General features: G+C 60.5%; 10 protein-coding genes, 2 tRNA genes and 3 rRNA genes. 5 read left to right on the top strand and 10 right to left on the bottom strand.

Annotation, left to right across the window (positions count from 1 at the left end):
• Nucleotides 1–3 precede the first annotated feature (3 nt).
• The 10 genes from recD to aptA all read right to left on the bottom strand — a co-directional run bounded on the left by recD (nt 4) and on the right by aptA (nt 18,024).
• A complete protein-coding gene (recD, locus tag KHO53_RS13765) occupies nt 4–2,085 on the bottom strand; it encodes an exodeoxyribonuclease V subunit alpha (RefSeq protein ID WP_213570411.1) in 2,082 nt (693 codons plus the stop codon).
• Nucleotides 2,082–5,771: an exodeoxyribonuclease V subunit beta gene (recB, locus tag KHO53_RS13760; protein ID WP_213570410.1), complete on the bottom strand. Its 3,690-nt coding sequence runs from the start codon at nt 5,769–5,771 to the stop codon at nt 2,082–2,084. The genes recD and recB overlap by 4 nt, the downstream gene beginning before the upstream one ends.
• Nucleotides 5,768–9,247, bottom strand: a complete 3,480-nt coding sequence (gene recC, locus KHO53_RS13755) for an exodeoxyribonuclease V subunit gamma (protein WP_213570409.1) — start codon at nt 9,245–9,247, stop codon at nt 5,768–5,770. The genes recB and recC overlap by 4 nt, the downstream gene beginning before the upstream one ends.
• A gap of 127 nt (nt 9,248–9,374) precedes the next feature.
• Nucleotides 9,375–9,490: ribosomal RNA gene (gene rrf, locus KHO53_RS13750) — 5S ribosomal RNA — on the bottom strand.
• 137 nt (nt 9,491–9,627) lie between these two features.
• A 23S ribosomal RNA gene (locus KHO53_RS13745) occupies nt 9,628–12,517 on the bottom strand.
• Nucleotides 12,518–12,731: 214 nt separating this feature from the next.
• Nucleotides 12,732–12,807, bottom strand: a tRNA-Ala gene (locus KHO53_RS13740).
• A gap of 10 nt (nt 12,808–12,817) precedes the next feature.
• Nucleotides 12,818–12,894, bottom strand: a tRNA-Ile gene (locus KHO53_RS13735).
• 85 nt (nt 12,895–12,979) lie between these two features.
• Nucleotides 12,980–14,516: ribosomal RNA gene (locus KHO53_RS13730) — 16S ribosomal RNA — on the bottom strand.
• The 16S, 23S and 5S rRNA genes sit together here with 2 tRNA genes alongside, the layout of an rRNA operon.
• 593 nt (nt 14,517–15,109) lie before the next feature.
• The gene (locus KHO53_RS13725) at nt 15,110–16,603 is read right to left on the bottom strand and encodes a CoA-acylating methylmalonate-semialdehyde dehydrogenase (protein WP_036995578.1); all 1,494 of its coding nucleotides are present in this window, start codon (nt 16,601–16,603) and stop codon (nt 15,110–15,112) included.
• Nucleotides 16,604–16,677: 74 nt separating this feature from the next.
• A complete protein-coding gene (gene aptA, locus KHO53_RS13720; protein ID WP_010221755.1) occupies nt 16,678–18,024 on the bottom strand; it encodes an omega-aminotransferase AptA in 1,347 nt (448 codons plus the stop codon).
• A gap of 238 nt (nt 18,025–18,262) precedes the next feature.
• On the opposite strand from aptA, the gene KHO53_RS13715 reads away from it, so the two are divergent.
• The 5 genes from KHO53_RS13715 to KHO53_RS13695 all read left to right on the top strand — a co-directional run bounded on the left by KHO53_RS13715 (nt 18,263) and on the right by KHO53_RS13695 (nt 22,585).
• Nucleotides 18,263–19,282, top strand: coding sequence for an AbrB family transcriptional regulator (locus tag KHO53_RS13715; RefSeq protein WP_010221754.1), 1,020 nt, complete (start codon nt 18,263–18,265; stop codon nt 19,280–19,282).
• A gap of 48 nt (nt 19,283–19,330) precedes the next feature.
• Entirely contained in the window at nt 19,331–20,245 is a 915-nt protein-coding gene (locus tag KHO53_RS13710; protein ID WP_010221753.1) for a LysR family transcriptional regulator, read from the top strand.
• A 58-nt stretch (nt 20,246–20,303) separates the two neighbouring features.
• Entirely contained in the window at nt 20,304–20,966 is a 663-nt protein-coding gene (locus KHO53_RS13705; RefSeq protein WP_010221752.1) for a TetR/AcrR family transcriptional regulator, read from the top strand.
• Between the two features lie 9 nt (nt 20,967–20,975).
• Nucleotides 20,976–21,560, top strand: coding sequence for an IMPACT family protein (locus tag KHO53_RS13700; protein ID WP_213570408.1), 585 nt, complete (start codon nt 20,976–20,978; stop codon nt 21,558–21,560).
• A 338-nt stretch (nt 21,561–21,898) separates the two neighbouring features.
• Nucleotides 21,899–22,585 (top strand): SDR family oxidoreductase, encoded by a 687-nt coding sequence (locus tag KHO53_RS13695; RefSeq protein ID WP_010221750.1) that lies wholly within the window; start codon nt 21,899–21,901, stop codon nt 22,583–22,585.
• The last annotated feature ends 2 nt before the right edge of the window (nt 22,586–22,587 follow it).

Raw genomic sequence — 22,587 nt, 5'->3', positions numbered from 1 at the left:
TGGTTATACCTGCTCCAGCATCAGCCCGGAGATCCGTTTGACCTTGCGCCGCACCGCGTCCTCGAACACGCCCTGGCGCGGCTCGATCAAACTGAAGCAGGTCTTGGCCCGGGTGATACCGGTGTAGATCAACTCCTTGGTCAACACCGGGTTCAGGGCGTCCGGCAGCACCAGCGCAGTATGGGTGAACTCCGAGCCCTGGGACTTGTGCACGGTCATGGCGAATACCGTTTCGACTTCGTTGAGACGGCTGGGCAGGACGAAACGCACACCGCCGTGCCCGTCGTTGCGGGCGAAAGCCACGCGCAGCACGTGCTGCCCGTCATGCTGCTCGTCCGGCAGGCGCAAGGCGATGCCGATATCGCCATTCATCAGGCCCAGACCGTAGTCGTTGCGGGTCATCAGCACCGGACGGCCTTCATACCAGGGCTGTTCACTGTCGATCAGCCCGGCGGCGCCGAGTACCCGGCCAACCCGCTGGTTCAGGCCCTCGACACCCCAGGGCCCCTTGCGCACGGCGCAGAGCAACTGGAAGGTCTCGAAGCCTTGCAGCACCTGCATGGCCCAGGTCTCCCAACGCGGATCCTCCACCGGCGTGCCGAGTGGCGGGCGCTGCTGGCGGAGGGTCTGCAGGTAGCTGCGATAGCCCTGGGGCCCGGCGTTGCCGCGGCCCAGGCCTTCGAGCAGCAGGCGATCGAAGTTGCGATCCTGCTCGCCGCGCAGGCTCAGGGCAAACACATCGTCCTGCTTCTGGTTGAGCAGGGCCCGTGCCTGTTCGGCATCCTGGCGGTTGACCAGGCGCGCCAGCTGGCCGATGCCACTGCCTTCGCCGAAGCGCCGCGAGTAGCGCAACATCACCACTTGCTGCGCCAGGGGATACTGCCCGGCGCTGCCAGCCAGCAGCTCGCTGGCGGCCAGGGCTTCGCCACTGACCTGCTCCAGCCAGGCCTGCGTCTCGGGGCTATAGCGCCCGGCTTCGGCATCGCGGCACAGGTCACCCAATACCGCACCGGCCTCCACCGAGGCCAGCTGGTCCTTGTCGCCCAACAGCACCAGGCGTGCGTGAGGTGGCAAGGCGCCAAGCAGGTTGGCCATCATCTCCAGGTCAATCATCGAGGCTTCGTCGACCACCAGCACATCCAGCGGCAGCGGGTTACCGGCATGGTGACGGAAATGCCGCGAGCCCGGGCGACTGCCGAGCAGGCGGTGGACGGTGGAGACGTCGGTGGGAATGTTCTCACGAACCTCGGCGGCCACCGCCAGGCGCTCGACCTGCTGGCCGATGGATTCGGTCAGGCGCGCGGCGGCCTTGCCGGTCGGCGCTGCCAGGCGGATGCGCAGCGGGCGGCCGGCCTCGACGGCGGGCGCTTGCAGCAAAGCCAGCAAACGCACCACCGTGGTGGTTTTGCCGGTGCCCGGCCCGCCGGTGATAATGCTGAAAGCGCTGCGCGTAGCCAGGGCGCAAGCGAGCTTTTGCCAATCCACCTGGCCAGTGGGCGCACCGCCGTCGAACAGTTGCGCCAACCGCGCGCAAAGGTCCACCGGGGTTGGCTCGACCTGCTGCAGGCGCTCGCGCAAGGCGTTGTCGATCCGCCGCTCGTAGGCCCAGTAACGGCGCAGGTACAGGCGCTGGCCGTTGAGCACCAGCGGGCGCGCGCTGTCTTCATCGCTGCCGCCATGGGCCACCAGGCGACTGCGGCTCAGTTGCTGCAGCCAGGTGTCGAGCGCCAGGCGCTCAAGCAGTTGCGATGGCAACAGCAACGGCCCGGCCAGGGCATCGCCTTCGGGCGGCAGCGACAGGGCGAAATCCGGCTCGGCCAGGGTTTCGCCCAGGTCCAGGCACACATGGCCATGGCCCAGTTGATGGCTGGCCAGGGCCGCCGCCAGCAACACCAGGGGTTCGCCGCACGGGTCGCGCTCGCCGAGAAAACTCACAAAGGCACGATCCAGCGCACGCAGCCAGCCCCGTTCGACCCAGCGATCAAGCAAGGCAAGCAGGTCGGCGCTCTTGCCCAACGGCTCCAGCTCCGCCAGGTGGCGGGCATCCAGCGGCGTCGGCAACAGGTCGTCGAGGCTACGGCTCATGGTGCGTCTCCGAGAAACAGGTCGTGTTGTTGCGGGGTGCTGACACCGCGGAACAGGGCGTCGAGCTGCTCGATCAGCTCACGCGGTGGCTTGGCGAAATACAGGCCGCGGGATGCCGAATCGACACCGCGCAGGAAGATGAACAGCGCGCCGCCGACATGCCGGTCGTAGTCATAACCGGGTAGCCGTGCGCGCAACTGGCGGTGCAGGGCCAACAGGTAGAGCACGTACTGCAGGTCGTAGCGGTGGCTGAGGATTGCCCCTTCCATGGCCAGTTCGCTGTAGGCCTGGTCATCAGGGCCGAGCCAGTTGGATTTGTAGTCCGCCACGTAGTAGCGGCCGTCATGTTCGAAGGCCAGGTCGATAAAGCCCTTGAACATGCCATTGAGCAGCGCCGGTTGCGCGGCCAGGCGTGCGACGCCCTGATGGGTGTATTCGCACACCAGTTGATCGAGCCTGCCGACATCGACCTTGTGGCTGGCAAACCAGAACTCCATTTCAATCTGGTACTGGTCCAACTGGCTCAAGGACAACGGCGAACTGTCGGGCGCCAGGGCCATGGGTTGCTCGAGCAATTGCTGCAACCATTTGCTGAGGGTCGGGATCCAGCCGGTCCAGTCGCGGCGGTTGCAGCGCTGGCCAACGGTGCGGGTCAATTGCTCGGGGGCAGCGCTGACCTGGGCGAAACCTTCATGCCCGGCCCATTCGAGCAGGCCGTGGAGGAAGGTGCCGGGGTTCGGCCCACGGGGGAAGCGATGAATATCACCGCTGCCGGGCATGACTTCACGCAACTGCTGCAGATCGGGCCGCTCGTCATCAAGCAGTTGTTGCGCCTGGGAGCTGTCGGCCGCCAGGGTCATGGCCTCTTCGCCGATACGCAAGGCGCTGTAGGAAGCGATCCACCAGTTTTCCGCAGCCCGGCGTTTGGGCTGGCGTGCGGGCAGCAGTTCGGTCTGGTTGCGTGGGGCGCTGTAGGCCTGTTCATCGGGCACTGGCAAAGCGATGCTGGCGATGGATGGGCAAACGGATTGCAAAGCCTGCAGCCAATCGCCCAACTGGGTCGAGGCTGGCAAGGCGCTGCCGCCGCCCAACAGGTAACCCAGGGCCGAACGGTGCAAGGTCGAGGTCTTGCCGGTACCACGCTTAAGGTCGGCGACACCAAGCCAGCAGGCATGCTGGGCGCGGGTCAGTGCCACGTACAGCAGGCGCAAGTCCTCGGCCAGGCGCTCATCGTCGGCCAGGGCGATCTGGTCGGCATCCGGGGTCAGGGTCAGGTGTGCCTGGCCTTCGCTGTCGTGCCAGGCCAGTGGCAAGCGCGAGCCATCCACCGGCTTGCTGGTGCAGATGAAGGGCAGGAACACCAAGGGATACTCCAGGCCCTTGGACTTGTGGATGGTCACCACCTTGACCAGTTGCTCATCGCTTTCCAGGCGCAGGATCTGCTCCTCGCCGGCCTGCCCGGAACTGGCCAGGTGTTCGCCCAGATGACGAATCAACGCCTGCTCACCATCGAGCTCGGTAGCCGCCTGTTGCAGCAGCTCGGCCAGGTGCAGCAGGTTGGTCAGCACCCGCTCGCCATCGCTGCGGGCGATCAACACCTGCGGCAGGTCGAAGTCGTGCAGCAGGCGCCGCAGCATCGGCAACACCCCCTGGCTGCGCCAGATCAGCCGGTACTGGCGGAACTGCATGACCCAGCGCTCCCAGACCCGCTCATCCTGGTTCAATTGTGCCAGGGCGCTAAGCGGCAAGTTGAGGGTGATGCTCGCCAGCGCGGCCTTGAGCAGGCGCTCGGCGTCCGGCTCGGCGCAGGCCTTGAGCCAGGCCAGCAGGTCATGGGCCTCCTGGGCGGCGAACACCGAGTCTTTGTCCGACAGGTACACGCTGCGTACATCGCGAGCCGCGAGCTCGGCTCGGATCAACTGCGCCTCGCGGCCATCGCGTACCAGAATGGCGATGTCCGACGGCAGGCAGCCGCGCAGTGGCTGATCAGCCTGAACGAAACCACTGCGCCCCTGCTGCCCGCCATTGAGCAGGGCGACGATCTGACTGGCGCAGCTGGCGGCCAGTTGCTGGCGATAAACGGCGCCGGACACCGGCTCTTCACTGCTCAGTTGCCAGAGATTCAGTGCGGGTACCGGCGAGCCATCGACCTGCAACTGCTCGCTACGGCCCTTGGCCTTGACCTCGAGAAATGGCACCGGGTTGTCGCTGCCGTCGCGAAACAGGAAGGCGCCACGCCCCTGCTCGCGCACTTCGGCCTGCATGAACACATGGTTGACCGCCGTGACCATGGCCTGGCTTGAGCGGTAGTTGGTATCGAGGCTGTGCAGGCGCCCGGCCGTGGCCCGTCGTGCCCCCAGGTAGGTGAAGATGTCGGCGCCGCGGAAGGCATAGATCGCCTGCTTGGGGTCGCCGATCAGGAACAGGCCGGTGTCGCGAACGTTCTCTTCAATCCGGTAGATGCGCTGGAAGATCCGGTACTGCACCGGGTCGGTGTCCTGGAATTCATCGATCAGTGCCACCGGGAACTGCTCGCGGATCAGCCCGGCCAGGCGCTCGCCAGCATCGCCATGCAGCGCATGGTCGAGGCGCAGGAGCATGTCGTCGAAACCCATCTCGGCGCGGCGGCGTTTCTCCTGTTCGAAGCGTGCGCCAACCCAGGCGGCGGCATGTTCGAGCAGACAGGCATCGGGAGTGGGCAGCCCCTGGAGCTGATCACGCAAACCTTCCATTGCCTGCAATGCCGGGTGACTTGGCGCTTCGCCCTTCCAGGCTTCAGCCATGCCGGCGCGGGTAAAGCGACTGAAGCCGGTACCCAGGTCCAGCTCCAACGCCTGATCGTCCTCGGCCCAGGCCTTGAGCTTTTCACACCAGGGCTCGAAGTAGCGCGCCTGCATCTTGCGCCCGTCGACCTGCTTGGCGGCCAGGCCCTCACGACAGATCTGCAGCAACTCGCCGGACCATTGCGCCCAGGGCGCCTTGAGTGTGCGCAGCAATTCAGCGCGTTGCTCCAGCACCGCGTCGATCAGCGCCTGCGGCTCTTCTTCATTGCTGTCGATGTGCTGGCGCCCGAACAGCGCGCGCACCCGGGGCAGCAAGGTTTCAGGGCTGACCCAATGGCTGCGTACCCAGGCCAGCGCATCGCCCTGCATGCTGTAGCAGAAGCGTCGCCAGTAATCACGCATGACCTGGCCCAGCAGGTCGCTATGGTCGGTTTCCAGGGTCTGGGTAAACAGGCTGCCGCTGTCGAAGGCATGCTCGCGCAGCATGCGCTGGCACCAACTGTGGATGGTCGATACCGCGGCTTCGTCCATCCACTGCGCGGCCACGTCCAGGCGGTTGGCACAGGCGGCCCGCAGCGACGGCTGATAGTCATCGCGCAGTTGCTGGAGCAAGGGATCGGCTTCGCTCAATTCACCACGGAAGTAGCGCGCGGCTTCTGCCAGGCGGGTGCGGATACGCTCCCGCAGTTCCTTGGTAGCGGCGTCGGTGAAGGTCACCACCAGGATCTGGGGTGGCAACAGCTCGCGGCCAAAGCCCTGCTCGCCGCCATGACCAAGCACCAGGCGCAGGTACAGCGCCGAGATGGTGAAGGTCTTGCCGGTCCCGGCGCTGGCTTCGATCAGCTGACTGCCGTGCAGGGGAAAGGTCAGGGCCAGGGGGGCTGGGGCAACAGCAAGGCTCATCGAGCGCTCTCCTCTTTGCCCAGCGTCTGCCAGGGCGCTTCGAACATCGGGCGGTACAGGGCTTCGCACCAGCCTTCGAACTCTTCACTGGCACTGAGTGCCGCGAAATCGCTGAACTGCCGGGCCAGCGCGGTGCTTTCGCTGCGCTCGCCAAAGGTATTCTGGCCATCGCCGTCGTAAGCCTTGGTCGCCGCGGCCAGGGCCTTGTCTGGATCGCTCTGGGCCAGCCAGGCAAAGGCGGTCTTGACGGCTACCGGCAGGGGCGCATTCATACCGGCCTGGCGGGCCAGCAACAGATCACCCAGCAGCTCGGCGGCGCGGGCCTGCTCCAGGGGCGCGAGCAATAGGGTGATGTCGGTGGCGACCACCGCGCTATGCAGCTTCAGGCCAACCGCACAGGCCGCCAGGTGTATGACCCAGGTCGGCGTCAGACGGTGCCATTTGAGGGTGCGGCCATTGCTGATGCCGTTGGGCAAGGTCGTGATGCTCAGCAGCGAATCATCTTCACGCTGATAGACCCGGCCCAACCAACCTTCGAGCTTGAGCTGGCGGTACTCGAAACGGATTGGCAGGGCGTTGTCCACAGGCATCGGCCATTGCTGCAGCAACTGTTGATAACGCTGCAGCACGCCGGGCAACGGCTCGATCAGTTCGGCCTGCAGGCAATCTCCGAAGCCTGCTAGCGGCAACAACCCGTAGCCCTGCAAACGCCGGGCCTGGGTGGTCAGTGCCCGCTCGCTGTCTTGCGGGTCGGCCAGGGCTGCGGCCAGCAGGCTTTCGCTCAGGCTGTAGCGCTGCAGGGCATCGAGCACAAACGGCTCTTCATCGGCCAACGGCGCTTCCACCGACTCGAAGAACACTTTCAAGCGTTGGCTGAAAAAGTGCCGAAGCGGATTGCGGAGAAAATCCTGCAGCAAGGTCAGGGTCAGCGGTTCATCGCTGCTGTACGGCGGCAGCTCATCCTCTGGCTTGAGCTGTTGTTCGTCAGGCAGATGCAGCGTGCGCCACTCGCGGGCATAACTGAACAGGCCGCTGCCTTTGTGGAAGTAGCGCGCACTGAAGGGCTGCAATGGATGCTCCACGGTCAGGGCATGCAGCAACTGCTCACCGGCATTGAGCTTGCCGCCAGCGGCAGCGCCGGCCAGACGCCAACCGCCAGCCAGGTGGTCGCGCAACTGGCCGATCAGCACCGAGGCCGGGCGTTCGCTGTTGTCGCGGATGCTGCGCCCGACCCAGCTGACGTACAGCTGGTCACGGGCCGAAAGCAGCGCTTCGAGCAACAGGTAACGGTCGTCCTCACGCCGCGAACGATCACCCGGACGGTAGTCACTGCCCATCAGGTCGAAGTCCAGCGGCGGTTGCGCACGAGGATAGTCGCCATCGTTCATGCCCAACAGGCAGACCACCTTGAACGGGATTGCGCGCATCGGCATCAGGGTGCAGAAGTTCACTGAACCGGCAAGAAAGCGCTGGGACAAGCGGCCCTGGTCGAGCCCGGCCAACCAGGCTTCACGCACCACGGTGAGCGGCAGCAAGTCTTGCAGGCCGACTGATTCACAGGTCTGCAACCAGGTTTCACGCAAGGTCTGCAGTTGCACCAGCAGATAGTCGTCATGCTCGGTTTCTGCGAAGAAGAACACTTGCAGCAAGGCATGCAGGCGCTCACCCCACTCGGCCGCCGTTGCCGCTTGAGACAGTTGTTCGTGGGCGATTTCCAGAGCGTCGAGCAAGGCCACCAGCGGGCCGATCAAGGCAGCATCCAGGCCGCCGATTTCATCGAATGGCTCGATACCATCACACCCTTCACCGACACCGACGGCGTACCCCAGCAGCATGCGTCGCAAGCCGAATCGCCAACTGTTCTGTTCGAGGTTTGCCGGCAAGCCGAGGCCGGCGCGTTGCTCGGCGTTCAGCCCCCAGCGGATACCGGCGCCTTCGATCCAGCGGTGCAGGGTTGGCAGGTCGCTTTCCTTGATGGCGAAGCGCGCACGCAAGGCGGGCACATCCAGCAGGTCGAGGATCTCGCTGACCGCGAAACGGCTGTCGGGCAACTTCAGCAGGTGTTCCAGGGCAATCAGCAGCGGGTCGCGGCCACGCTGGCCCTGGTCGGTCAGGGTGAAGGGGATGAAGCGTGGGTCGTTGCGGTCCAGCTGGCCGAACACGGCGCGGATGTGCGGCGCATAGGTATTGATGTCCGGGAGCATGACGATGATGTCACGGGGGCGCAGCGTCGGGTCGGCACTGAAACGGGCGAGCAACTGGTCGTGGAGGATTTCCACTTCACGCTGCGGGCTGTGGCCGACATGGAAACGTACCGAGCGATCTTTGCCTGGGTCGACGTCTGGCCAACGCTCGCGGGTTTCAGCCAGCGGACGCAATTCAAGAATGTCGTCCTGCAACTGGTTGAGCAGGCTCTTGGGCTCGTTGTCGCTGAACAGGTCGATGCGCCCGTCGCTGAAGGCTGCGCGATAACTGCCAGGGTCGTCATAGCTGTCGAGCAGGTTGATGTAGTCGCGGCCCTGCTTGCCCCAGGCGGCCAACAAGGGATGAGCGTGCTGGTGCAGGGTTTCGGCGTCGATCAGGCTGGGCATGCCCTGCTTGCGCTGCTGGCGCTTGTATTGATGACGTAGCAGGTCCTTGTCGGCAACGATGTCGGCCCAGTGATGACGGCAGGGGTTGTGCACGCAGAGCAGCACCTGGCTGAAACGAGCCAGGCCGGCCAGCGCTTCCAGCGCCTGGGCGGGCAGCGAGGAAATGCCGAAAACGATAACCCGTGACGGTAAGCCAGGCGGTGCCTGCTCCAGGCTGTTGATGCGCTCGATGAAGCGTTGATGGACACCGGCGCGGCTCTGGGCCACGCCCTCTTCTCCGACATCCAGCAGCAAGGCGCGCCACAATTCGGCCTGCCAGCAGTTGGCGGGCGGCAGTGGTTTTGATTCGCCACGGGCGGTATTGAGCACATGGCGACCGGCTGCCCAGTCCTTGAGCCAGTCGGCACGATACACCTGATATTGGTCGAACAGGTCGGCCAGGCGTTCGGCCAACTGGTAGCGCTTGCGCAGGTCGTTGTCGTCGGTGAGAAAGCGCTGCAAGGGCTCGAAGTGCGGTTTGTCGATGACCTCCGGCAGCAGGCGCATCAAACGCCAGGTCAGCGGCGCCTTGTCGAGCAGCGATACCTCGGGGATTTCTTCGCGGCCCAGCACCTTGCGGTACAGCTGCCACATGAAACTGCCGGGCAGCTGCACCTCGACTGCGGCGGCGATACCGCAGCCGCCTTGATCGTCGTCTTGAGGGTCTTCGGCCAAGGCCAGCTTCAGCCACTGGGCGATGCCGTTGCTTTGCACCAGGGCGATTTCGTTTTCCAACGGTGCCAGCGGGTAACGCCGCATCCAGCTCACCACCAGGCTGCGCAGTTCATCCAGGCGGTTGCCGTGAACCACCATGAAACCTGGTATGAGTGGGTTTGCGTGCGGCATTGGGCATCCTTGAGGCTGTGCGGGCAGGGGGAAACCTTATCATGCTCGGGGAGCCTGACTGTGTTGTGCAACAGCCAGAAAGACAAAACCCCTACCTGCGTACGCAGATAGGGGTTTCGGAATTTAATCTTGACGATGACCTACTCTCACATGGGGAAACCCCACACTACCATCGGCGATGCATCGTTTCACTGCTGAGTTCGGGATGGGATCAGGTGGTTCCAATGCTCTATGGTCGTCAAGAAATTCTGTTGCCAGAAGGTCTTGTCAGACACTCCAGCGAATCGGGTATGTGATGTTTTGTGAGTTACAAATTCTCGGCTTTGCAGTCTTCACAACACCGCAATCTGGTCATTCGACGCAAATTGCTTGGGTGTTATATGGTCAAGCCTCACGGGCAATTAGTATTGGTTAGCTCAACGCCTCACAGCGCTTACACACCCAACCTATCAACGTCGTAGTCTTCGACGGCCCTTCAGGGAGCTCAAGGCTCCAGTGAGATCTCATCTTGAGGCAAGTTTCCCGCTTAGATGCTTTCAGCGGTTATCTCTTCCGAACATAGCTACCCGGCAATGCCACTGGCGTGACAACCGGAACACCAGAGGTTCGTCCACTCCGGTCCTCTCGTACTAGGAGCAGCCCCTCTCAAATCTCAAACGTCCACGGCAGATAGGGACCGAACTGTCTCACGACGTTCTAAACCCAGCTCGCGTACCACTTTAAATGGCGAACAGCCATACCCTTGGGACCGGCTTCAGCCCCAGGATGTGATGAGCCGACATCGAGGTGCCAAACACCGCCGTCGATATGAACTCTTGGGCGGTATCAGCCTGTTATCCCCGGAGTACCTTTTATCCGTTGAGCGATGGCCCTTCCATACAGAACCACCGGATCACTAAGACCTACTTTCGTACCTGCTCGACGTGTCTGTCTCGCAGTCAAGCGCGCTTTTGCCTTTATACTCTACGACCGATTTCCGACCGGTCTGAGCGCACCTTCGTACTCCTCCGTTACTCTTTAGGAGGAGACCGCCCCAGTCAAACTACCCACCATACACTGTCCTCGATCCGGATAACGGACCTGAGTTAGAACCTCAAAGTTGCCAGGGTGGTATTTCAAGGATGGCTCCACGCGAACTGGCGTCCACGCTTCAAAGCCTCCCACCTATCCTACACAAGCAAATTCAAAGTCCAGTGCAAAGCTATAGTAAAGGTTCACGGGGTCTTTCCGTCTAGCCGCGGATACACTGCATCTTCACAGCGATTTCAATTTCACTGAGTCTCGGGTGGAGACAGCGCCGCCATCGTTACGCCATTCGTGCAGGTCGGAACTTACCCGACAAGGAATTTCGCTACCTTAGGACCGTTATAGTTACGGCCGCCGTTTACCGGGGCTTCGATCAAGAGCTTCGCGTTAGCTAACCCCATCAATTAACCTTCCGGCACCGGGCAGGCGTCACACCCTATACGTCCACTTTCGTGTTTGCAGAGTGCTGTGTTTTTAATAAACAGTCGCAGCGGCCTGGTATCTTCGACCGGCATGGGCTTACGGAGCAAGTCCTTCACCCTCACCGGCGCACCTTCTCCCGAAGTTACGGTGCCATTTTGCCTAGTTCCTTCACCCGAGTTCTCTCAAGCGCCTTGGTATTCTCTACCCAACCACCTGTGTCGGTTTGGGGTACGGTTCCTAGTTATCTGAAGCTTAGAAGCTTTTCTTGGAAGCATGGCATCAACCACTTCGTCGCCTAAAGGCAACTCGTCATCAGCTCTCGGCCTTAAGATCCCGGATTTACCTAAGATCTCAGCCTACCACCTTAAACTTGGACAACCAACGCCAAGCTGGCCTAGCCTTCTCCGTCCCTCCATCGCAATAACTAGAAGTACAGGAATATTAACCTGTTTTCCATCGACTACGCTTTTCAGCCTCGCCTTAGGGACCGACTAACCCTGCGTCGATTAACGTTGCGCAGGAAACCTTGGTCTTTCGGCGTGGGAGTTTTTCACTCCCATTGTCGTTACTCATGTCAGCATTCGCACTTCTGATACCTCCAGCAAGCTTCTCAACTCACCTTCACAGGCTTACAGAACGCTCCTCTACCGCATCACCTAAGTGATACCCGTAGCTTCGGTGTATGGTTTGAGCCCCGTTACATCTTCCGCGCAGGCCGACTCGACTAGTGAGCTATTACGCTTTCTTTAAAGGGTGGCTGCTTCTAAGCCAACCTCCTAGCTGTCTAAGCCTTCCCACATCGTTTCCCACTTAACCATAACTTTGGGACCTTAGCTGACGGTCTGGGTTGTTTCCCTTTTCACGACGGACGTTAGCACCCGCCGTGTGTCTCCCATGCTCGGCACTTGTAGGTATTCGGAGTTTGCATCGGTTTGGTAAGTCGGGATGACCCCCTAGCCGAAACAGTGCTCTACCCCCTACAGTGATACATGAGGCGCTACCTAAATAGCTTTCGAGGAGAACCAGCTATCTCCGAGCTTGATTAGCCTTTCACTCCGATCCACAGGTCATCCGCTAACTTTTCAACGGTAGTCGGTTCGGTCCTCCAGTCAGTGTTACCTAACCTTCAACCTGCCCATGGATAGATCGCCCGGTTTCGGGTCTATACCCAGCGACTAAACGCCCTATTAAGACTCGCTTTCGCTACGCCTCCCCTATTCGGTTAAGCTCGCCACTGAATATAAGTCGCTGACCCATTATACAAAAGGTACGCAGTCACCTAACAAGTAGGCTCCCACTGCTTGTACGCATACGGTTTCAGGTTCTATTTCACTCCCCTCTCCGGGGTTCTTTTCGCCTTTCCCTCACGGTACTGGTTCACTATCGGTCAGTCAGTAGTATTTAGCCTTGGAGGATGGTCCCCCCATATTCAGACAAAGTTTCTCGTGCTCCGTCCTACTCGATTTCATGACTAAGAGATTTTCGCGTACAGGGCTATCACCCACTATGGCCGCACTTTCCAGAGCGTTCCGCTAATCTCAAAGCCACTTAAGGGCTAGTCCCCGTTCGCTCGCCACTACTAAGGGAATCTCGGTTGATTTCTTTTCCTCAGGGTACTTAGATGTTTCAGTTCCCCTGGTTCGCCTCTTGCACCTATGTATTCAGTACAAGATACTCAGCTTATGCTGAGTGGGTTCCCCCATTCAGAGATCTCCGGATCAAAGTCTGTTTGCCGACTCCCCGAAGCTTATCGCAGGCTACCACGTCTTTCATCGCCTCTGACTGCCAAGGCATCCACCGTATGCGCTTCTTCACTTGACCATATAACCCCAAGCAATCTGGTTATACTGTGAAGACAACATTCGCCGAAAATTTGTAATCACTCACAAATTTTACCTTAGCCTGAACACACACCAGTGAAAGTGCTGTCCAGTCTATCTTTCTATCACATACCCAAATTTTTAAAGAACGATTCTGAAAAAGTTCAGAAATCAATATTCGATGCGAATATTCATTTCTAAGCTTTGACGTAAGGTGGTGGAGCCAAGCGGGATCGAACCGCTGACCTCCTGCGTGCAAGGCAGGCGCTCTCCCAGCTGAGCTATGGCCCCAACAAGAAACTGGTGGGTCTGGGCAGATTCGAACTGCCGACCTCACCCTTATCAGGGGTGCGCTCTAACCAACTGAGCTACAGACCCAGTTAAGAGCTGTTACCGATATCGTCTTCTTCAATGAATCAAGCAATTCGTGTGGGAGCTTATAAGACAGCTGATGTCTGTCGATTAAGGAGGTGATCCAGCCGCAGGTTCCCCTACGGCTACCTTGTTACGACTTCACCCCAGTCATGAATCACACCGTGGTAACCGTCCTCCCGAAGGTTAGACTAGCTACTTCTGGTGCAACCCACTCCCATGGTGTGACGGGCGGTGTGTACAAGGCCCGGGAACGTATTCACCGCGACATTCTGATTCGCGATTACTAGCGATTCCGACTTCACGCAGTCGAGTTGCAGACTGCGATCCGGACTACGATCGGTTTTGTGAGATTAGCTCCACCTCGCGGCTTGGCAACCCTCTGTACCGACCATTGTAGCACGTGTGTAGCCCAGGCCGTAAGGGCCATGATGACTTGACGTCATCCCCACCTTCCTCCGGTTTGTCACCGGCAGTCTCCTTAGAGTGCCCACCATAACGTGCTGGTAACTAAGGACAAGGGTTGCGCTCGTTACGGGACTTAACCCAACATCTCACGACACGAGCTGACGACAGCCATGCAGCACCTGTGTCAGAGTTCCCGAAGGCACCAATCCATCTCTGGAAAGTTCTCTGCATGTCAAGGCCTGGTAAGGTTCTTCGCGTTGCTTCGAATTAAACCACATGCTCCACCGCTTGTGCGGGCCCCCGTCAATTCATTTGAGTTTTAACCTTGCGGCCGTACTCCCCAGGCGGTCAACTTAATGCGTTAGCTGCGCCACTAAAATCTCAAGGATTCCAACGGCTAGTTGACATCGTTTACGGCGTGGACTACCAGGGTATCTAATCCTGTTTGCTCCCCACGCTTTCGCACCTCAGTGTCAGTATGAGCCCAGGTGGTCGCCTTCGCCACTGGTGTTCCTTCCTATATCTACGCATTTCACCGCTACACAGGAAATTCCACCACCCTCTGCCCTACTCTAGCTCGCCAGTTTTGGATGCAGTTCCCAGGTTGAGCCCGGGGATTTCACATCCAACTTAACGAACCACCTACGCGCGCTTTACGCCCAGTAATTCCGATTAACGCTTGCACCCTCTGTATTACCGCGGCTGCTGGCACAGAGTTAGCCGGTGCTTATTCTGTCGGTAACGTCAAAATACTCACGTATTAGGTAAGTACCCTTCCTCCCAACTTAAAGTGCTTTACAATCCGAAGACCTTCTTCACACACGCGGCATGGCTGGATCAGGCTTTCGCCCATTGTCCAATATTCCCCACTGCTGCCTCCCGTAGGAGTCTGGACCGTGTCTCAGTTCCAGTGTGACTGATCATCCTCTCAGACCAGTTACGGATCGTCGCCTTGGTGAGCCATTACCTCACCAACTAGCTAATCCGACCTAGGCTCATCTGATAGCGCAAGGCCCGAAGGTCCCCTGCTTTCTCCCGTAGGACGTATGCGGTATTAGCGTTCCTTTCGAAACGTTGTCCCCCACTACCAGGCAGATTCCTAGGTATTACTCACCCGTCCGCCGCTGAATCGAAGAGCAAGCTCTTCTCATCCGCTCGACTTGCATGTGTTAGGCCTGCCGCCAGCGTTCAATCTGAGCCATGATCAAACTCTTCAGTTCAATACTGCTTGGGTTTTGAGAAAACCCTAAACTTGGCTCAGCAATCTCAAATGACTTACTTTCAAATCTTTCGATTTTTCGTGTAGCCACTTGTGATGCTGATAATCTTTTTGACTATCAGTCTGAACTCACAAGCACCCACACGAATTGCTTGATTCAGTTGTTAAAGAGCGGTTGGTTAAGAGCTTTTCGCCTCAACCGAGGCGCGCATTCTACGCTTCCCTCAGAGCCTGTCAAGCGTTTATTTTGAAGTTTTTCGTTCAAATTCAACTGCTTGACTCGCTGCGATCTCTCGTCAGCGGGAGGCGAATTCTACAGCGTTTCAAACCGCTGTCAACTGCCTTTTTCACCGCTGTCGATCTTTCGATCGAAGCCCCTCCGGAATGCCCTGAAACTGCTAACTCGTTGAAACTCAAGGAGTTTTCAGTTCCGACTGCGCCGGAAGTGGGGCGAATTATAGACAGATCCACAGGGGCGTCAAGGACTTATTTCAACTTTGTTTCAGCGGCGGCGTTTTAGCTATAAGCCACAAGCTTCAAGCTGCAAGTAGAAGCGCTAGCACCGCGCTCAACTTGCAGCTTGCAGCTAACGCCTTAGAGGCTCGGGAATGCAAACTGCGAAGCTTCATGGCTGGCACGTTGTGGCCAGCGCTGGGTAATGGCTTTGCGGCGCGTGTAGAAACGCACGCCATCCGGGCCATAAGCATGCAGGTCGCCGAACAGCGAACGCTTCCAGCCACCGAAGCTGTGGTAAGCCACCGGTACCGGCAGCGGGACGTTGACGCCGACCATACCCACTTCGATTTCGTCGCAGAACAGGCGCGCCGCTTCACCGTCACGGGTAAAGATGCAGGTGCCGTTACCGTACTCGTGCTCGTTGATCAGGCGCATCGCCTCTTCCAGGCTGTCCACACGCACGACGCAGAGTACCGGCCCGAAGATCTCTTCTTTATAGATGCTCATCTCGGGGGTTACGCGATCGAACAGAGTGCCGCCGACAAAGTAGCCGTCTTCGTTACCGGCAACCCGGTAGCCACGGCCGTCGACCACCAACTGCGCACCAGCAGCCACACCTTGGTCGATGTAGCCAACCACCTTGTCACGGGCCGCCGCGGTAACCAGCGGGCCCATGTCCAGGCCGCAGGAAGTGCCGGCGCCAATCTTCAGCGCCTTGATCTGCGGCTCAAGCTTGGCGATCAGTGCATCAGCCACCTGGTCGCCGACGCATACGGCCACGGAGATTGCCATGCAACGCTCACCGCAAGAACCGTACGCTGCGCCCATCAGCGCGCTGACGGCATTGTCCAGGTCGGCATCAGGCATCAGCACCGCGTGGTTTTTCGCCCCGCCCAGGGCCTGGACGCGTTTGCCGCGCTTGGTGCCTTCGGCATAGATGTATTCGGCAATCGGCGTTGAACCGACGAAACTCAGGGCCTTGACCTCTGGCGCCTCGATCAGCGCATCAACCGCTTCCTTGTCACCATGCACCACGTTGAGCACGCCTTTCGGCAGGCCGGCTTCGTGCAGCAGCTGGGCTATCAGCAGAGTCGAGCTCGGGTCACGCTCCGACGGTTTGAGGATAAAGCAGTTACCGCAGGCAATCGCCAGTGGGTACATCCACAGCGGCACCATGGCCGGGAAGTTGAACGGGGTGATACCGGCCACCACGCCCAGCGGCTGGAAATCGGACCAGGCATCGATGTTCGGGCCGACGTTGCGGCTGTACTCGCCCTTGAGCACTTCCGGGGCGGCGCAGGCGAACTCGACGTTCTCGATGCCGCGCTTGAGTTCACCGGCGGCGTCCTCCAGGGTCTTGCCGTGCTCTTCGCTGATCAGTTGGGAGATACGCGCCTCGTTCTGCTCCAGCAATTGCTTGAAGCGGAACATCACCTGGGCGCGCTTGGCCGGCGGCGTATTGCGCCAGGCCGGGAACGCGGCCTTGGCCGAATCGATGGCTTGCTGCACGGTTTGCTTGCTGGCCAAGGCGACCTTGTGGATAGCCTGGCCAGTGGACGGGTTGAAGACATCGGCGGTGCGCGCGTCGGCAGCAACCAGTTCGCCGTTGATCAGGTGTTGAACAGTGCTCATGCAGAACTCCAGAAAGGGGGTATGCCTGGGCGCGAGATCACTCGCGCCCGCTTCTTATATAGAGAGAGGAACGATCAATCGACCTGGTTGATGGCCTCACCCACCGCATCGAACAGACGATCCAGTTCCTGTGCCTGGCTGTTGAAGGTTGGGCCGAACTGCAGGGTGTCGCCGCCGAAGCGCACATAGAAGCCGGCTTTCCACAGCTTCATGGCAATCTCGTACGGACGCACGATGGCATCGCCGTCACGGGCGGCAATCTGGATCGCCCCGGCCAGGCCGTAGTTACGAATGTCGATGATGTTCTTCGCGCCCTTGACCCCGTGCAGCACCTTCTCGAAGTGCGGCGACAGTTCGGCGGCAGCCTGTACCAGGTTTTCCTTCTCCAGCAGGTCCAGCGCGGCGATACCGGCGGCGCAGGCCACCGGGTGCGCCGAGTAGGTGTAGCCGTGGGGGAATTCCACCGCGTATTCCGGGGTCGGCTGGTTCATGAAGGTCTGGTAGATCTCGCTGCTGGCGATCACCGCGCCCATCGGGATGGCGCCGTTGGTGACCTGCTTGGCAATACACATCAAATCCGGGGTAACGCCGAAGGCATCGGCACCGAACATCGAACCCATGCGGCCGAAGCCGGTAATCACTTCGTCGAAGATCAGCAGGATGTTGTGCTGGTCGCAGATTTCCCGCAGGCGTTTCAGATACCCCTTGGGTGGCGGCAGCACGCCGGCGGAACCGGCCAGCGGTTCGACGATCAGCGCGGCGATGTTCGAGGCATCGTGCAGCTCGATCAGTTTGAGCATTTCATCGGCCAGGGCGATACCGCCCTCTTCCGGCATGCCCTTGGTGAAGGCATTGCCCGGCAGCAGGGTGTGCGGAAGGTGATCGACGTCGAGCAACTGGCCGAACAGCTTGCGGTTACCGTTGACGCCACCCAGGCTGGTGCCGGCGATGTTCACCCCGTGATAGCCACGGGCACGGCCGATCAGCTTGGTCTTGGTGGCCTGGCCTTTCAGGCGCCAGTAGGCACGGACCATCTTCACCGCGGTGTCGGCGCACTCGGAACCGGAGTTGGTATAGAAGACGTGATTAAGGTTGCCCGGGGTCAGGTCGGTGATCTTCTCGGCCAGCTGGAACGACAGCGGGTGACCGAACTGGAAGGCCGGCGAGTAATCGAGCACGCCCAACTGGCGCGAGACCGCCTCCTGGATCTGCTTGCGGGTGTGACCGGCGCCACAGGTCCACAGGCCGGACAGCGCGTCATAGATCTTGCGACCCTTGTCGTCGGTCAGGTAGCTGCCTTCGGCGGCGACGATCAGCCGTGGATCGCGCTGAAAATTGCGGTTGGCGGTGTAGGGCATCCAGTGGGCGTCCAGCTTGAGCTGGCTGGCCAGACCGACAGGAGCGTTTTCAGGCAGATTCATCGGACAAGTCCTCGCAAGGCAATTGGGCAGCGACAAGTGTTGTTGCAGCTAAATTGGCATGAGCATAAAGTTTGGAAAACCTGGCTTTTCTAATCTTCAGATCAACTTTAGTTAAACATTCATTCAAAACTTGCAGTCGCAAGGATGTTACAAAGTGTTTCCATGCATCCCGGCAAGGCGCATGATGCCGGCGGCCCCCTTCAGGAGACTTGGCGCAGGACGCGCAAGCACGCCCACCATGAAAACCATCCTGTGTTTAATGATCTGCGCCCTGGTTGGCGCCGCCGTACAGTTTGCTGGTGTGCCTCACGGGCTGCTGCTGGGCACCATCGTCGCCAGTGCCACGCTGGTCAGCCGGCTGCGCTTTACTCCCAACCTGCGCTTTGGCCTGGAATATGTGCAACTGGTCATGGGTATCGCCACCGGGCTGATGTTCGAGGCCTGGGATAGCGCCACAGTGGCCAGCATCCTGCCGAGCCTGGGTTTTCTGCTGTTGTGCCTGAGTGCGCAGATCAGCGTTGCCGGCCTGTGGCTGTTCAAGGGCTGCGGCTGGAGCCTCAAGGATTCGCTGCTGGCGGTTTACCCCGGCGCCCTGGCTGCGGTGTTCGACTTGCTGGAGTCGGAACGGGCTTCCAGCAAGGTGATCGTCGTGCACCTGATGCGCCTGGTGTCGATCACCCTGCTGGTCAGCCTGTGCATTCGCGCAGGTAGCGATGCACCTGCAGTCGCGAGCGCCTCGCTCACCCCGAGCCTGTTGCTGACCCTGGCATCGCTGCTTGCCCTGTGCATCCTGCTGGGGCGCCTGCTGCTCAAGCTTGGTGTTCCCGCGCCCTTCATGCTCACGGCGATCATCGCCACGGCGGCCTATGTAAAGCTTGGCTTGCTGCAGGCTTTTCACATGCCCGGCTGGAGCGTGGACTTCGCCGCGCTGATCCTCGGTGTGCTGATCGGCGCCAGGTTCAGGGAAATCAGCCTCAAGGAGCTCATCCGTCACGGCAGCGCCGGGCTGATGTCCGTGGGCTTGATGCTGCTGGTCGCCGCAGCCTTTGCCGGAGTGGCCGCCAAGGTCCTGGGCAGCGACCCCTTCACCCTGTGGCTGGCCTACATGCCCGGCGCCATCGAAACCATCGCCATCGTCGCCTTCAGCGGCGGGCTGAATGTGGTGTTCGTGCTGTCTCATCACCTGGTGCGAATGCTGCTGTTGCACTTCGCCCCGGCCCTGATCGTTCAGGCCCGTCGCTGGCGCGAGAATGTCTGATCAGCGTATGTTGTGTGCCTTTCATGTCCCTGAACACAGAGGCATCGCGTGAAACGTCCACAACCCCTGGCCCAGGTCAGCGATTTCGATATCCGCCTGTTGAAGATCTACCGCAGCGTGGTGGAGTGCGGCGGCTTTTCGGCTGCCGAGAACGTGCTGGGCATCGGCCGTTCGGCCATCAGCCAGCAGATGAGCGACCTTGAACAGCGCTTGGGCCTGCGCCTGTGCCAGCGCGGACGCGCCGGTTTCTCGCTGACCGAAGAAGGCCGCGAGGTGTATCACTCGGCGCTGCAGTTGCTCAGCGCCCTGGAGAGCTTTCGCACCGAGGTCAACGGCCTGCACCAGCATTTGCGCGGCGAACTGAACATCGGCCTGACCGACAACCTGGTGACCCTGCCGCACATGCGCATTACCCATGCCCTGGCCCAGCTCAAGGATCGCGGCCCGGACGTGCGCATCCAGATTCGCATGATCGCCCCCAGCCAGGTCGAACAGGGCGTGCTCGATGGCAGCCTGCATGTTGGCGTGGTGCCGCAGACCAGCCCGCTGTCGGGCCTTGAGTACCAGCCGCTGTACAGCGAACGCTCGCTGCTCTACTGCGCGGTCGGCCATCCGCTGTTCTATGCCGACGATCGGCAACTGGACGACGAGCGTCTCAACAGCCAGGACGCCATCGCGCCGACCTTCCGCCTGCCCGCCGATATCCAGGCCCATTACCAGGCGCTGAACTGCACCGCCAGCGCCTCCGACCGCGAAGGCATGGCCTTCCTGATTCTGACCGGGCGCTACATCGGCTACCTGCCGGACCACTACGCGACGTTCTGGGTGCAGCAAGGCCGCTTGCGCGCGCTCAAGCCCGCCGAGCGCTTCTACGACCTGAGCCTGTGCTGGGTAACGCGCAAAGGCCGGCGCCCGCACCTGGTACTGGAAAGCTTCCTTGAAAGCCTGGCGGCTACTCGCTGAGAACTAATGCTGGTAGGTTAGCCAGTCATAAGACCCATTGCCTTGTCTGGAATCGTTCATGACCTTTGAAGTCCCTGCGCATCGCCTCCAAGTCTCGGGCAAGCCCGCCGGCCGCATTCGCCAGAAGAACGAGCAGGCCATCATCCAGGCCGCCGAGGACGAATTCGCCCGCCACGGCTTCAAGGGCACCAGCATGAACACCATCGCCCTCAAGGCCGGGTTGCCCAAGGCCAACCTGCACTACTACTTCACCAACAAGCTTGGCCTGTATGTGGCGGTGTTGAGCAACATCATCGAGCTGTGGGACAGCACCTTCAACGCCTTGACCGTCGACGATGATCCGGCCCAGGCATTGAGCAGCTACATCCGCACCAAAATGGAATTCTCCCGGCGCAACCCGCAGGCATCACGGATCTTCGCCATGGAGATCATCAGCGGCGGGCAGTGCCTGAGCGATTATTTCAGCGAAGACTACCGCGCCTGGTTCAAGGGCCGTGCCGCGGTGTTCCAGGCCTGGATCGACGCCGGCAAGATGGACCCGGTCGACCCGGTGCACCTGATTTTCCTGCTGTGGGGCAGCACCCAGCACTACGCCGACTTCGCCACCCAGATCTGCCAGGTCACCGGCCGCAGCCGCCTGACCAAGCAGGACATGGAAGACGCCAGCAACAATCTTATCCACATCATTCTCAAAGGCTGTGGCCTGACACCTCGCGACTGAACCTGCCTTATGCCTTCTACCCTGCTCGACACCTGCGAGTTTCGCGAAGAGATTCGCAAGAGCCGTTTCATCACCCTGGCTGCGCCGATCAGTAGCCCGGCCGACGCCATGAGCTTCATCGAAACCCATAGCGACCTCGCTGCCACCCACAATTGCTGGGCCTGGAAACTCGGCGGACAATACCGCAGCAGCGACGACGGCGAACCCGGCGGCACCGCTGGGCGGCCGATCCTGGCTGCAATCGAGGCCCAGGACTGCGACCAGGTGGTGGTGCTGGTGATCCGCTGGTACGGCGGCATCCAACTGGGCACTGGCGGCCTGGCTCGTGCCTACGGCGGTGGCGCCAATAAATGCCTGCAGCAAGCAGAAAAACGCTTGCTGGTCAGCCGCAGCGAACTGACCTGCAGCTGCAGTTTCAGCGAACTGGCGCTGCTCAAGCTGCGCGTGGCCGAGGCCGATGGCCTGGTACTGGACGAACAGTTCACCGCCAATGGCGTCGACCTGCGCCTGGCCCTTGGCGAAGAACAGATCGAAGTGCTGCAGCGTCAGCTGGCCGACCTCAGCCGTGGCCGAATCCTGCTGGAACGCGCCTGAACATTTGCCCACATTCACTGTGGGCCCGGCTGTGGATAAGCTCTGAGCATTCGGCTGTGAGCCTTTAACCACGGGGCCTGCAGAAGAACGATCATATTTTGATCAAGATCTGATGACAGTGCTTCAACTGTCGAAAAATCAGCGAGTTATCCCCAGTTATTGCCAGGGCACAGCGGCCCTGACAGGCTTGTGTCCAGCGTTCACGCTTGCACACAAATACTGTGGAGCAAACTGTGGATAAGCCGTGCACCCCTGCGCCAACGGCTTGCTGGGCCACGGCTTGGCTAGACTGGTTATTCTTTGATCAACGATTGATGCCCCCTTGAAAGGAGTTCCCTATGTCCACGAACAAGACCGCCCTGATCATCGGCGCCTCGCGCGGCCTGGGCCTTGGCCTGGTGCAGCGCCTGGTGGAAGATGGCTGGAATGTGGTTGCCACTGTCCGCGACCTGGCCAAGGCCGAAGCCCTGAGCACCCTGCCCCGGGTGCAGGTGCAAACCCTTGAGATGAACAACGCCCGCCAGCTCGATGCACTGCAGGAACGTCTCGCTGCACACACCTTCGACCTGCTGTTCGTCAACGCCGGGGTCAAGGGCCCGGAGGAGCAGAACCCGGAACAGGCCAGGCTCGCTGACGTCGGCGAATTGTTCATGACCAACAGCGTGGCGCCGATTCGCGTGGCCCAGCGTTTCGCCCCGCAACTGCGCAAAGACACCGGGGTGATCGCCTTCATGAGTTCGGTGCTGGGCAGCGTGAGCATTCCCGATGCGCCGGAACTGTGCCTGTACAAGGCCAGTAAGGCCGCACTGAACTCGATGATCAACAGCTTCGTGGTGCAACTCGGCGAACCGCAACTGACCGTGCTGGCCATGCACCCGGGCTGGGTAAAGACCGACATGGGCGGTGAAGGCGCCGACATCGATGTGCCAACCAGCACCCGCGGCATGGTCGATCAGGTTCACGCCCACAGTGGCAAAGGCGGCCTGCAATTCATCAATTACAAGGGCGAAAGCCTGATCTGGTGAAA

The sequence above is a fragment of the Pseudomonas sp. RC2C2 genome (genome assembly GCF_018390435.1).
In the GTDB taxonomy this organism is placed as follows: Bacteria; Pseudomonadota; Gammaproteobacteria; order Pseudomonadales; family Pseudomonadaceae; genus Aquipseudomonas; species Aquipseudomonas donghuensis.
This window is presented reverse-complemented; position numbering and strand designations above follow the sequence as displayed.